This is a genomic window from Paenibacillus ihumii, from assembly GCF_001403875.1.
GTDB classification, from domain to species: domain Bacteria; phylum Bacillota; class Bacilli; order Paenibacillales; family Paenibacillaceae; genus Fontibacillus; species Fontibacillus ihumii.
This window is the reverse complement of the sequence record NZ_LN884299.1, coordinates 1,550,414-1,561,945: the sequence shown is the minus strand read 5'-3', so window position 1 is coordinate 1,561,945 and position 11,532 is coordinate 1,550,414. Positions and strand designations below refer to the sequence as shown.

At 53.2% G+C, this 11,532-nt stretch carries 13 protein-coding genes; 4 read left to right on the top strand and 9 right to left on the bottom strand.

What is annotated here, in order from left to right:
• Positions 1 to 171 precede the first annotated feature (171 nt).
• The 7 genes from BN2762_RS14460 to BN2762_RS14430 form a co-directional block, all read right to left on the bottom strand.
• Positions 172 to 885: a hypothetical protein gene (locus tag BN2762_RS14460; RefSeq protein ID WP_055107644.1), complete on the bottom strand. Its 714-nt coding sequence runs from the start codon at positions 883 to 885 to the stop codon at positions 172 to 174.
• 299 nt (positions 886 to 1,184) lie between these two features.
• A complete protein-coding gene (locus BN2762_RS14455; protein ID WP_055107643.1) occupies positions 1,185 to 1,757 on the bottom strand; it encodes an FAD-dependent oxidoreductase in 573 nt (190 codons plus the stop codon).
• A 57-nt stretch (positions 1,758 to 1,814) separates the two neighbouring features.
• Positions 1,815 to 2,132 carry a winged helix-turn-helix transcriptional regulator gene (locus BN2762_RS14450; RefSeq protein WP_055107642.1) on the bottom strand — a complete coding sequence of 106 codons (318 nt, stop codon included), beginning with the start codon at positions 2,130 to 2,132 and terminating at the stop codon, positions 1,815 to 1,817.
• 254 nt (positions 2,133 to 2,386) lie between these two features.
• The gene (locus tag BN2762_RS14445) at positions 2,387 to 3,355 is read right to left on the bottom strand and encodes a sugar phosphate isomerase/epimerase family protein (protein WP_055107641.1); all 969 of its coding nucleotides are present in this window, start codon (positions 3,353 to 3,355) and stop codon (positions 2,387 to 2,389) included.
• A gap of 27 nt (positions 3,356 to 3,382) precedes the next feature.
• Positions 3,383 to 4,465, bottom strand: a complete 1,083-nt coding sequence (locus tag BN2762_RS14440; RefSeq protein WP_055107640.1) for a Gfo/Idh/MocA family protein — start codon at positions 4,463 to 4,465, stop codon at positions 3,383 to 3,385.
• Positions 4,458 to 5,228: a sugar phosphate isomerase/epimerase family protein gene (locus BN2762_RS14435; RefSeq protein WP_055107639.1), complete on the bottom strand. Its 771-nt coding sequence runs from the start codon at positions 5,226 to 5,228 to the stop codon at positions 4,458 to 4,460. The genes BN2762_RS14440 and BN2762_RS14435 overlap by 8 nt, the downstream gene beginning before the upstream one ends.
• 46 nt (positions 5,229 to 5,274) lie before the next feature.
• On the bottom strand, positions 5,275 to 6,384 hold the full coding sequence (locus BN2762_RS14430) for a Gfo/Idh/MocA family protein (RefSeq protein ID WP_055107638.1): 1,110 nt from the start codon (positions 6,382 to 6,384) through the stop codon (positions 5,275 to 5,277).
• A gap of 147 nt (positions 6,385 to 6,531) precedes the next feature.
• On the opposite strand from BN2762_RS14430, the gene BN2762_RS14425 reads away from it, so the two are divergent.
• The gene (locus BN2762_RS14425; RefSeq protein ID WP_055107637.1) at positions 6,532 to 7,350 is read left to right on the top strand and encodes an AraC family transcriptional regulator; all 819 of its coding nucleotides are present in this window, start codon (positions 6,532 to 6,534) and stop codon (positions 7,348 to 7,350) included.
• Between the two features lie 49 nt (positions 7,351 to 7,399).
• On the opposite strand, the gene BN2762_RS14420 is transcribed toward BN2762_RS14425, so the two are convergent.
• Entirely contained in the window at positions 7,400 to 8,107 is a 708-nt protein-coding gene (locus tag BN2762_RS14420) for a TerC family protein (protein ID WP_055107636.1), read from the bottom strand.
• 468 nt (positions 8,108 to 8,575) lie between these two features.
• Between BN2762_RS14420 and BN2762_RS14415 the strand changes: the two genes are divergently transcribed.
• From BN2762_RS14415 to BN2762_RS27310, 3 genes are all read left to right on the top strand, one after another.
• Positions 8,576 to 9,181 (top strand): TVP38/TMEM64 family protein, encoded by a 606-nt coding sequence (locus BN2762_RS14415; protein ID WP_055107635.1) that lies wholly within the window; start codon positions 8,576 to 8,578, stop codon positions 9,179 to 9,181.
• Between the two features lie 32 nt (positions 9,182 to 9,213).
• Positions 9,214 to 10,209, top strand: a complete 996-nt coding sequence (gene msrA / locus BN2762_RS14410) for a peptide-methionine (S)-S-oxide reductase MsrA (protein WP_055107634.1) — start codon at positions 9,214 to 9,216, stop codon at positions 10,207 to 10,209.
• A gap of 106 nt (positions 10,210 to 10,315) precedes the next feature.
• Complete coding sequence (locus BN2762_RS27310) at positions 10,316 to 10,489, top strand: DUF2188 domain-containing protein (RefSeq protein WP_187386528.1); 174 nt, start codon at positions 10,316 to 10,318, stop codon at positions 10,487 to 10,489.
• Between the two features lie 95 nt (positions 10,490 to 10,584).
• On the opposite strand, the gene BN2762_RS14405 is transcribed toward BN2762_RS27310, so the two are convergent.
• Positions 10,585 to 11,250, bottom strand: a complete 666-nt coding sequence (locus tag BN2762_RS14405; protein ID WP_055107633.1) for a YitT family protein — start codon at positions 11,248 to 11,250, stop codon at positions 10,585 to 10,587.
• Between the last annotated feature and the right edge of the window lie 282 nt (positions 11,251 to 11,532).

Genomic DNA, 11,532 nt, shown 5'->3' with positions numbered 1-11,532 from the left:
ATATAATTAAAATTTTAATCTTATTGTGATTTAATTCACATTAAATGTGAATAATATCACAAGTTTTGTCACATTTTTTTTGCCTTCCCGCTTGTAAAAAGCATTTCGCGAAGATCACCCTGCTGTAATTTTAGCTGTGCCTTCGCGAAATGGGGGAATGCAGAAATCGGATCACATTCGAATAAGCTCCAGCTGTACGTTGTCATGCGGCCTCAGGCGCATTTCCAATCCGTTCTCCATAAGCACCTTGTGATTCACCTTCAATATCCATTTCTCATGCATGCCCGGTTGATGCCCGTTCACGGCAATGATCTGCTTGTTGTTCACATTGAGCTTGACGATGCCGCTCATTCTCAGCAGATCCCTTACCGTAATATTATCTTCATAACGCTTTACGAAATATAACCGCTCTCCGCCCATAAGACCGTTATTCACGGTTAAAATAAGCGCTCCCTGTTCCGCAAGATCCCCTTCGCTGTCCACCGTCTTGACATAGACGAGGATTACGTCGCCTTTCTTCAGCTTCGTATTCCATTTCTCAGGCTTTAAATCCTCCTTGTTCAGCTTGACGCCCCACTCCAAAGTGGAGTCGAGCGCAACGTCTCCCACGGACAATATCCCCTTGCCTTCGTTCGTGAGCCGGATCGGCTGGCTGCTCTCCAATGCCTGCCGGACCGTAATTCCTTCCATATAGTCGAAATGAAGGCTGCTCGTTACATCGGGAATTAACGTGCTGCCGTCGATTTTTAAAGTAAGGTCATCCTGTTCTTGCTGCTCCTGTTCCACCTGAACCGGCGGCTCTTCCGCAGGCTGTGCTGCACAGGCGGTGCCAAGCAGAGCGGTGATTGCGATCATTATTGGAATCAAACCGGATTTGTAGTTCATGACTGCACCTGCTTTCCGTAAATGCCAAATCGAGGTTTCTCTTTCTAGCATACCGGACTCGTTTGCAGTTCTCAAACATTAAATGGGAGCAAGCGGCATCTTCGCACATATAATAGAGCATACAACCGATATACCAACATCGTACCGACGCTGCCCTCGGCCTTTTGTGATTGCAGTCACATGAAATAGATCATTTCTATGAAAAAATGGATAAAGGAATGGAGAGTATTATTCCCCTAACGAAAAAAAGGCCCCCTCACCAGGGCAGCCCGTATTATAGACAATAGCATATAACTTCGTTATTCATTTTTTAATATATCATGATCCACATAGCGTTCGCCATTCAGCTCGCTGATTAATTCTATGGCTACCTTAGCTCCATCGCCGGCGGTAATAATAGTGTGAACGCTTACTCCGGCAGCCGTTCCGGCTGCCCAGATCCGCGGCTTGCTCGTTCTGCCGGCGCCGTCCGTTTGGATCACCGTCTTGATCCGCGGCTCCGTGCCGTCCTTCAGCTCCAGCCCGATAGAACTGGCCAAATCCGTCAGCACGCCTGTAGCCAGGATAATATGAGATGCTTCAAAGCTGCGGCCGGACTCCGTCTTGACGGTCACCTTCGAACCTCCATTGGTGTCAATGGCCGTTACCTTCTCTTCGATGAATTTGGCCCCGAACTTCTCTGCCTGTTCACGTCCAATTTGCAGAAGCTCCGGGCCGGATATGCCTTTGGCTCCGTAATGATTCTCGATCCATGCCCGTTTCGTCATGCTTGTATTGCTGTCAAGAACAAGGGTCTCCTTCCCTGCCTTTGCCAGGAACAAGGCTGCGCTGGCTCCCGCTGGCCCTGCTCCGATCACAATGACCTCAGCCACAAGTACACCCACTTTCTTTATTATTCGTGCCGATCCGTCACAGATAACGGCACGAGTCTAGTCGATCCATTTCTCGGCCCAGCATTGAACCTCGCTCATGACCGGTTCTAATGCGAGTCCTTTTTCCGTCAGCTCGTACTCTATTCTCACCGGCGTCTCCGGATATACATGCCGTACGAGGATCCCTTCATTCTCCAGATCCTTCATGCGTTCGGACAGCATTTTATCACTCATCGACGGAATCAAATTTGAAATATCCTTGAACCGTTTCGGTCCGCTCATCAACGAACGGATGATCAATCCGTTCCAGCGCTTGCCCAGGATCGAGAAAGCCGACTCAAACCGGGGGCATAGCGTAGTATAAGCATCTTCCATTGCACTTCACCTCTCTACCCGAGTGGACTTATAAAGCCCAAAAACTTACGTTTAGTTAGTATATATTCCACCTTAACATATTTTATCTGCAGTGAACACTGGGATAATATTCGATTATACTCCAAAAGAAGCCGAGAGTGAATCCGCTTTAAGTTCCAATCCGGCCGGGCTTCGATCCGTCTTCCCTGCCCTCTAACAAAAAACGGCTACCGAGGCGGTAGCCGCTATTTCTATTATACTGCTTCGCAAACCAATTATACCCACCACATATCGGCGGCAGAATCCTCGATAATGATTCCCTGCAAATTGCGTACCGCCTTGGTGAAGCCCTCCTCGACAGACATCAATCCGTCCTCGTGCTCGATGCTGATGACGTAGTCGTAACCGACCAGGCGAAGAGCGCTGACAATATCGCTCCATGTCTTGAGGTCATGCCCGTATCCTACCGTCCGGAACTGCCACGCCCGGTCCATCATCGCCGTATACGGCTGCATATCCGTGATTCCGTGCATGTTGACGTTGATCGGATCAACCGAGGTGTCCTTCGCATGGAAATGGTGGATCGCTCCCGCCCGGCCCAGAATGGAAATCGCCTGCACCGGATCGATGCCCTGCCACCACATATGGCTTGGATCCAGGTTCGCGCCGATCACCTCGCCTGCCGCCTCGCGCAGCCGCAGCAAAGTGGCCGGTGTATGAACAGAGAATCCGCCATGAAGCTCCAAGCCGATCTTCACATTCCGCTCAGATGCGTATTTTCCCCACTCCGTCCAGTAAGGGATCACCTTATTCTCCCATTGCCAGGCCAATATTTCCTGATAATCGTTCGGCCATGGAGCTACCGGCCAGTTCGGATATTTTGCATCCTCATGGTCGCCCGGGCACCCGGAGAACGTATTGACGACCGGAACCTCCAGCCGCTCCGCCAGCTGTACCGTCTTGACGAACGCATCATGGAACTCCTTGGCAATCGCCTTTTGCGGATGAAGCGGGTTGCCGTGGCAGCTCAATGCGCTGATGATCATTCCCCGCGATTCGACCGCCTTCTTGAAGCGCTCCAGGGCCGCCTTGTCTTCAAGCAGCACATCCGGATTGCAGTGGGCATTGCCGGGATTGCCGCCCGTACCGATTTCGACGGCCTTCAGCCCCTGCGCCGCCGCTGTATCTAATGCCTCCTCCAATGAACGATCGCCAAACAGAACGAGAAATACCCCTAGTTTCATGGATGATCCTCCTTAATTTTTTTATAATTAGTCAAAATAAACCGTCTTGCCGGTTCTTGCGGAGGTATAGATGGCCTCCAAAATCTCCGTAACAACAAGCGCTTGCTCCGGCTTGACGAGCGGCTCCTTATCCTCCAGAATTGCCTCGACCCAGTTTCTCGCCTCGCGGACGGAATCGCTCTCTTCCTCGCCGTCGAAGAATGCAACGCCGCCGGCCCCGAGATCGATCTTCGTCTCGTACAGCCTGCTCAGCTTCTCGCCGTTGATCCGCAGGCCGTCCTTCATATCTGCTCCGCCTTCCGTGCCGCAGAGCAGCGTCTTTGCTTCGCCCGTCTCCACCACGTTGAGCGCCCAGCTGGACTCCAGCATGATCGTGGCGCCGTTCTTCATCGTAATGAAGCCGAACGCTGAATCCTCTACCTTGAATTCCTCCGGATTCCATGGGCCGAAGGCATTCGCTGCATTTTCGCGGCTGCCCAGCTTGTGGAATACCGAGCCCGTCACGCTCTTCGGCTCGTAGTTGTCCATCAGCCACAGCGTCAAATCAAGCGCATGCGTGCCGATGTCGATCAACGGGCCCCCGCCCTGCTTCTCCTCATCCAGAAACACGCCCCATGTCGGCACAGCGCGGCGGCGAATAGCCAGCGCTTTCCCGAAGTAAATATCGCCGAGCTCCCCGTCCTCGCACAGCTGCTTCAAATACAAGCTGTCGCTGCGGAAACGGTTCTGGTAGGCAATGCTCAGCTTCTTCCCGGTCCGCTTGGCAGCATCCAGCATTTGGCGCGCCTGCTCCGCCGTCTTGGCCATCGGCTTCTCGCACATGACATGCTTGCCGGACTCCAGTGCAGCAACCGTAATCTCGGCGTGCGAATCATTCGGTGTGCAGACATGAACCGCATCCAGCTCCTCCTTCAGCAGCTCGCGGTAATCCGTGAATACCTTAGCGCCTTCCGCGCCGTATTCCGCCGCAGCCTTTTGAGCCCGCTCTTCAACAATATCGCAGAATGCGACCAACTGAACCTCAGACAGCTTCGCCAAGCTTGGCAAATGCTTGCCGTTGGCGATTCCTCCACAGCCGACGATAGCTACCTTTAACGTTTTTTTAGACATTGATTTTTCCTCCCTCTTGAACATAACCTTTGATCCATTCCATGCTTGCCGCAACACTGTCCAGCGAATCGCCCGCGCAGTAGTCCTGCTCCACGATGATCCATTCGACTCCGTCCTCGCAAGCCGCATCCGCGATCGCCTTGATGTCGACGATTCCCCGTCCCAGCTCAACCGTTTCCGCCGAACCGTCCTCTTTCTTGATCATATCCTTCAAGTGCAGCAAAGGGATCCTGCCGCTGTACTTCGCTATGTACGCCAGCGGATCGAAGCCTGCATAGGATACCCAGCAGGAGTCCAGTTCAACCTGAAGCAGCTCGGGAGCGACGCGCCCATAAATCGCATCCAGCACCGGCTCGCCGTCCAGCGTTTCGGTCAGCTCGAACTCGTGATTGTGATAGAGAAGCGTAAGTCCAGAGGCGGCGGAGCGCTTGCCGATCGCTTGCAAATCCTCAATCACCTCGGCCCAGCGGTCGCGCTCATCCTCCGCCAGGTAAGGGAAAATAAGATAACGGTTGCCAATCGCCTTGTTGAACGCTATTTCCTCGTCAAGCGCATTGCGCAGGCGGTCGTAAGGCGTATGGGCCCCGATGACCTTCAGCCCCGTCTCCTTCAATATTTCCGCTACCTGCCCGGGCGTGCGTCCGTAATAGCCGGCAAATTCAACGCCTTGATAGCCGAGCCCGGCTACCTTGCGCAGCGTGCCTTCAAAATCCTTCTCCAAATGGTCCCTAACCGTGTACAGCTGCATTCCTAATTGTGCCATGTCCTCACCTCATAGAAATTAAATGAATTGAAAATCCCCGGCCATCCTATACGAGCAGCGCTTGATCGGCTATGCGATAAGCTGATGCCAGCTGCAGCGACGAGGCGCTGTCCAGATGAATATGTCTCCCTTCCCTGGAGGAAGCGAGGAATGCGTGCATCGCTTCGAGTACATGGTATGCCAGCTTGCCGCTGGCCCGATGCTCCCGGTTCTCCAGAATGGCCCGGGCCATATCCTCAATCCCCTTGCCTCTCTCATTATCGCTTCTTCCCGCAAAAGCAGGCGGAACGATGCTCCAATCCTCTTGATCATGCCTGCGAAGCTTCACTTCACCGTCGAAGCAGTTCGGATCGGGCACGAGCAAAGAACCCTCCGTCCCGTATATTTCAATGCGAGGCAGCGTGCTGCCCCCGGGAATGTCAAAGCTCGTGATCAAGGTGCCGACCGCTCCGTCCGCAAAGTCAAGCGTCCCGCTAAGATGCGTCGGCGTGTGCACGGGAATGCGGGTGCCTGCCCGCGGTCCGGATTTCACAATACGCTCTGGGAGCAAGCTTTGCGCCGAGCTGCTGATCCGAGTAATCGGACCGAGCAAATTGACGAGCGCCGTCAAATAGTAAGGCCCCATATCGAACATCGGCCCGCCGCCTTCTTCATAGAAGAAATCCGGATTCGGGTGCCACCCTTCCGGCCCCGCGCCCATCATGAACGCCGCAGCCGCTACCGGCCGCCCGATCCGCCCTTCCTGAATCGCCTTGCGGCTCGTCTCCAGTCCTGTTCCCAGAAATGTGTCGGGAGCGCAGCCTACCCTCAGCTGCTTGGCTTCAGCAAGCTCGAGCGTGCGTCTGGCATCCTCCAGCGAAATCGACAGCGGCTTCTCTGCGTACACATGCTTGCCGTGATCCAGAGCGGCAATATTGATCGCGGCATGGGAGGCCGGGATCGTGAGGTTAAGAATAATGTCAATATCCGGAGACTGCAGCATTTCTTCTACTGTGTATACACGTTCAATACCGTATTCCTTAGCCCGATCCTTCGCCTTCTCCGGCAGCAAATCGGCAAGTGCCGTCACCTGGACGACGCTGCTGTCCTTCAAGTAATTCAAATAGGCCGGGCTGATGTTGCCACATCCGATAATTCCAATGCTCATGGCTGTCATGTTAGAGTTACCCCCAGAAGCGTTATTGTTGTTTTGCCGTCACTCTATTAACATAGTAATTAATTCGGTTCCAATTTAAAATGAATAATATGATTGAGACATGAACAATCTGCTCATTATTTTTAATGAAGCAATGGAGGACAACGTATGAGACTTCATGATGACTTGCAAATACTGACGGCAGGCTACTCGCTTCACCGCAAGCCGTTCCATATGTCCAATGATGACGGATTGGGTCATTTCCTGATTCGCCTCCAGACAGCCGGCCGGTGCCGAAGCCGTATCAACGGCCGGCTTGAGCTGCTGGAGGCCGGCGATCTGCTGCTCTTTGCTCCCGATGAGCCCTATGAGCTGAAAATCGAAGCCGAGCAGAATCCATCCGGAGAGTATACGGTGGACAGCGCCGACTATCATATTTTCCTGGCTGGCGAGTGGGTGGAGCGATGGTGGCAACATAAGAAGCGGCCGCAAAAGTTCAAAGTGACGCTGTCCGAGGGCTTTGTCGGAGCCTTTCGGCAGATCATGCTGGAGCAGCGCAGGATTTCCAATCCTTCCCCGGAAATCGCCGAGTATTACCTTAAAATTTTGTGCCTGGATATCGACCGCAACCTGCAGGAGCATCAGGCTCCGTCTCATCAGACCTATCTTGCCCACCGCATCAAAAACTATATTGAGGAAAATGCCTCCTCCCCTTTCAAGCTGGAGGACGCTGCTTCCCATGTCGGCATCAGCGTCTCGCGGGCGGTATTCCTGTTTAAGCAAGCCTTTGGCACGAGCATTATTCAGTATACGCTGGAGATCCGCATGAATATGGCGCGCGAGCGCATCATTTACAGCCCTTTATCCCTGGAGCATGTCGCGGAAAGTTCGGGCTTTCCGAATTACAATTACTTCCACCGCATTTTTCGCAAGCGCTATGGCATGTCGCCCAAGGAATTTCGCCAGAAGGCCCGCAGCAACGGCTGATTAAACGAAGAAACGCCGCCTTGTCCTACGACAAAGCGGCGTTCGCTTGTTATACTGGAGAATTGCCCTGCTTCAGAGTCTGTTCGATTTGACGCTTCTTCTCCTGGTTCTTCTTCACGTAGGTTCCCAGCGCTACGATGATCAGGATGCAAATGATTTCAAATCCGTATTTGACCCAGGCGTTGGCAAACCAGGCTGCAACCATCGGCTCCTGGACGAGCATTTTGGCGGCTGTCCATGCAAGCACGGCGGCACCGATCGTGATGACGACCGGGAAGCGGTCCGTAAGCTTCAGAATCAGCGTGCTTCCCCAGACCATAATCGGAATGGAGATCGCCAGGCCGATGACGACCAGTGTGAAATCCCCATGCGCCGCGCCAGCGACGGCCAGCACGTTGTCCAGTCCCATCATCGTATCCGCGATGATGATCGTCCGGATTGCCGCCCACATTTGGCTGCCTGCATTGATTTCATGATCCTTCTCGTCGACCAGCAACTTGTAGGCAATATACAGCAGCATCAGGCCGCCGATCAGGCGAAGCCCCGGAATGGTGAGCAATTGCAATACAAGCAGGGTCATGATGACGCGAACGATAATCGCTCCCACAGTTCCCCAAAGGATGACTTTCTTCTGGTCCTCCTTCTGCACGTTGCGTGCCGCCAGCCCGATCACGATGGCGTTATCGCCAGCAAGCACAAGGTCAATCAGTACGATGGACATCAGCGCGGTCCAGAAATCAAGCGAAGTAAAGTCCATTTTGCCTCTCCCTTCTTTGTCTAAGCGATGACTTGTCCCAGCAAAAAAAACGCCGTGCCGGTATCGGGCACGACGCTTTAAGCATCAAAAAAACCTTCACCCAATACACGTTCGGGCAAAGGTCTCGCCAACAACATAGAAATGTTGTCAATAAAGCCGGGGACATTGATCCCGTAATGACGACTTTACTGTTACAGCTACTCCCCTTTGGGAACCATACATCTAATAATGTGAACATTATAGCATGCTCTTAAAGCTAGCGCCATAGTTTATGAGAAAAACGTCTACCAGCGGGCTTCTATGAAGAAAGAGTGCATACATATAGTCGTTTTCCTATTGAGTATAGTAAATCATGCGCGCCGCCAAAACAGGTATATTTTTAATCATAAGGTGAAGCATGAAGCCTGCCCCTTGTTCTAACCCGCCCGCTTCTCTGGTATGATACAAAAAGAAAGAGAGGGCCGTCTCATGAAAAAATGGTCTGCTGCCGTACTTTATGCCGCATTATTTGCGCTGACTTTCATATACCGCCACGAGCTTGCGGCGTGGATTCAAGGAACGCCTCCGGTCTGGCTGCTGCTGGCGCTTGCCACGCTGCTTGCTCTGTTCCCAGTCATGCCCTATAAAATCGTAGTCGCTGCGGCCGGCTACGTGATGGGTACCTTGGGCGGCGGGACGATTATCTTAATCGGCTCTACGCTAGCCGGAGCCATCGTCTATGGAGGAGCGGCGCTGTTCCGGGAGTCCGCCGAACGCTGGCTGGCCCGCTACGAGCGATTGGAACGGCTGACCCAATTCTCGGCCAACCGGCCCTTCCGTACCATTGCCATTTGCCGTTTGATCCCGATTCTGCCCCAGACGGCAGTGAACATTTATGCGGGCGCTACCGGCCTGTCCTTTTTCCATTTTATTCTCGGCTCCCTTGTCGGCAAGCTGCCTGCGGTCTATATTTACGCTTACGTAGGCTCAACTGTGGAGGAACGGCCGCTGCTCGCCGCGATTATAGCTGTTTCCTATTTTGTGGTTCTGCTGCTTGTGCTATGGGTTTGGGGATTTCGGCAAAAAAAGATATAATACAATTTAAAAGGAAACGAAAGGAGTTCATGATGAGTACAACACCAACGTCAAACAGAGAGCTGGCTACTTTTGCCGGTGGCTGCTTCTGGTGTATGGTTTCGCCTTTCGAGGAGCTGCCCGGCATTTACGGTATCGTCTCCGGCTATACGGGCGGCCATACGGTAAATCCTACCTACGAAGAGGTATGCTCCAATCAAACCGGACATTATGAAGCGGTACAGATTACTTTTGACTCCTCCGTGTTTCCGTACCGGAAGCTGCTGGAGCTGTTCTGGCAGCAGATCGACCCGACCGATGAGGGCGGTCAGTTCCATGACCGGGGGGATTCGTACCGAACCGCGATTTTCTACCATACGGAGGAGCAGCGCAAGGAAGCGGAAGCTTCCAAGCTGGAGCTGGAGCAGAGCGGCAGATTCGCTAGTCCGATCGTGACGGCTATTCTCCCGGCTGCGCCGTTCTACCCGGCTGAGGAATATCATCAGCAGTACCACAGGAAGAACCCCGCCCATTACCGAAGATACCGGCAGGGCTCGGGGCGGGAGGACTTCATCGAGCGCCATTGGTCCGGCCCGGCCGATAAGGAGGAGCTGAAACGGCGGCTGACGCCGATCCAGTACGAGGTGACGCAGAACAACGGCACGGAAAGACCCTTCACCGGCGAATACTGGGATCACGAGGGCGAAGGAATTTATGTGGATATCGTATCCGGCGAGCCGCTGTTCAGCTCCAAGGATAAATACGATGCCGGCTGCGGCTGGCCGAGCTTCACGCGCCCTTTGCGATCATACAGCATCAAGGAGAAGCTGGATACGAGCCACTGCATGATCCGCACCGAGGTCCGCAGCCGCGAGGGCGACTCCCATCTCGGGCATGTGTTCGATAACGGTCCGGGGCCAACCGGACTGCGCTATTGCATCAATTCGGCGGCATTGCGATTCGTCGCCAAGGAGGATCTTGAGAAGGAAGGCTACGGGGAATACCGCTACTTATTCGAAGAGCCCAGCCCGGCTAAGGACGATGAATAACGGATTGCGTTAACGAGCACCTTGCTCAGGGTAATGAATAAGAGAATACAAGGGAGATTTATTACCTTAGCAGAGATCTATTACCCTTACAAGGAGGAGATCATCCATGCCTTGGGACGAGCAGAATTACCCGGTATCCATGAAAAATCTGAATGCGCGCGTACGCAGCAAAGCGATCGAGATCGCCAATGCCCTGCTTGAGGAGGGCAAGGCCATCGCCATCGCTACGGCCAAAGCACATGAATGGAATGACAACCACCCGGACGACAGCCAGCCCTAAATACATGATGCCAGCAGCCCCGATCAGCGATCTAACGCTTTCGGGGCTGCTGATTTATCAGTCCCCTTCCGGGCACAAAAAAAACAGCCGAGCCGTCAGGCCCGAGCTGTTTTCTCTTTGACTGCATATGGCACACGGAGAGCCGGGGCAGCATCCTGCTTCCCGCAATTTACGGTCCAGGTGATCGTCTTGCCGGCAATCAGCACGGCCATGATCGTGAATACCGTTTCCGTGAATGGCAAATATATTAAAGATATGCCCAGTACGAGGGCATCCATCAGGATGAAGACCGTCCCGATCTTCAGGCCGGATCGTTCGCTGATCATCAGCGACAGCATGTCGTCCCCGCCTGTGGCTCCGCCTACGCGCAGCACGACCCCCGCGCCGATTCCCGTGAACACGCCTGACAGAAGCGCAGCCATGGGCAGATTGCCCTGCAAATTCAAGGTCAGCGGCGAGAACTGCTCGCACAGCTCATAGAATGCCGAGAATGCCAGTGATGCAAATAACGTATTTGCAATGAACTTGCGTCCTTTCAGGAACACGGCAGCGACCAGTACCGGAATATCCAGCAGGATCATGCTCAAGGCGGGCGGCCAATCAAACAAATATTTGCCCAGCAGCGCCAGGCCCACGAATCCGCCTTCGGCCAAGCCATTCTGAAAATTAATATGATAATACGTAAAAGCTAATAAAAACGTACCCAACAGCAGCATTGTCACCTGCAAGCCGAAGGCTTGCCAGTTTACTCTTTTCCCCATTTCCAATCCCTCTTATCGTAGTTTGGTCTACCTTGCGGCAGCACCCTACGAAGAAGGTTGTTGAGGAGCTCATCCTTCGCATTATTCCACGCTTCCTTCGTAGGGTGGTTGGTCTTCACCGGCGTCCACTACGAAAAGAAGCTAAGTGTAAGAGAGATCACAACGTTTCCAAATCGTCCTTAGGGATTTCGTCCTTCGGGAACCCATGGTATCCTGATCCTTTCTTTTTTGGTTTTGTACCTATTTATATTATAACACAGCAGCAATGATGACTAAACAGCT

What these genes read in the sequence shown, in the direction of transcription:
- BN2762_RS14425 (WP_055107637.1), top strand. Translation starts at nt 6,532, where the DNA reads ATGAGACTTCATGATGACTTGCAAATACTGACGGCAGGCTACTCGCTT.
- BN2762_RS14430 (WP_055107638.1), bottom strand. Translation starts at nt 6,384, where the DNA reads ATGACAGCCATGAGCATTGGAATTATCGGATGTGGCAACATCAGCCCG.
- BN2762_RS14405 (WP_055107633.1), bottom strand. Translation starts at nt 11,250, where the DNA reads ATGGGGAAAAGAGTAAACTGGCAAGCCTTCGGCTTGCAGGTGACAATG.
- BN2762_RS14440 (WP_055107640.1), bottom strand. Translation starts at nt 4,465, where the DNA reads ATGTCTAAAAAAACGTTAAAGGTAGCTATCGTCGGCTGTGGAGGAATC.
- BN2762_RS14460 (WP_055107644.1), bottom strand. Translation starts at nt 885, where the DNA reads ATGAACTACAAATCCGGTTTGATTCCAATAATGATCGCAATCACCGCT.
- BN2762_RS14415 (WP_055107635.1), top strand. Translation starts at nt 8,576, where the DNA reads ATGAAAAAATGGTCTGCTGCCGTACTTTATGCCGCATTATTTGCGCTG.
- BN2762_RS27310 (WP_187386528.1), top strand. Translation starts at nt 10,316, where the DNA reads ATGCCTTGGGACGAGCAGAATTACCCGGTATCCATGAAAAATCTGAAT.
- BN2762_RS14420 (WP_055107636.1), bottom strand. Translation starts at nt 8,107, where the DNA reads ATGGACTTTACTTCGCTTGATTTCTGGACCGCGCTGATGTCCATCGTA.
- BN2762_RS14435 (WP_055107639.1), bottom strand. Translation starts at nt 5,228, where the DNA reads ATGGCACAATTAGGAATGCAGCTGTACACGGTTAGGGACCATTTGGAG.
- BN2762_RS14450 (WP_055107642.1), bottom strand. Translation starts at nt 2,132, where the DNA reads ATGGAAGATGCTTATACTACGCTATGCCCCCGGTTTGAGTCGGCTTTC.
- BN2762_RS14445 (WP_055107641.1), bottom strand. Translation starts at nt 3,355, where the DNA reads ATGAAACTAGGGGTATTTCTCGTTCTGTTTGGCGATCGTTCATTGGAG.
- msrA (WP_055107634.1), top strand. Translation starts at nt 9,214, where the DNA reads ATGAGTACAACACCAACGTCAAACAGAGAGCTGGCTACTTTTGCCGGT.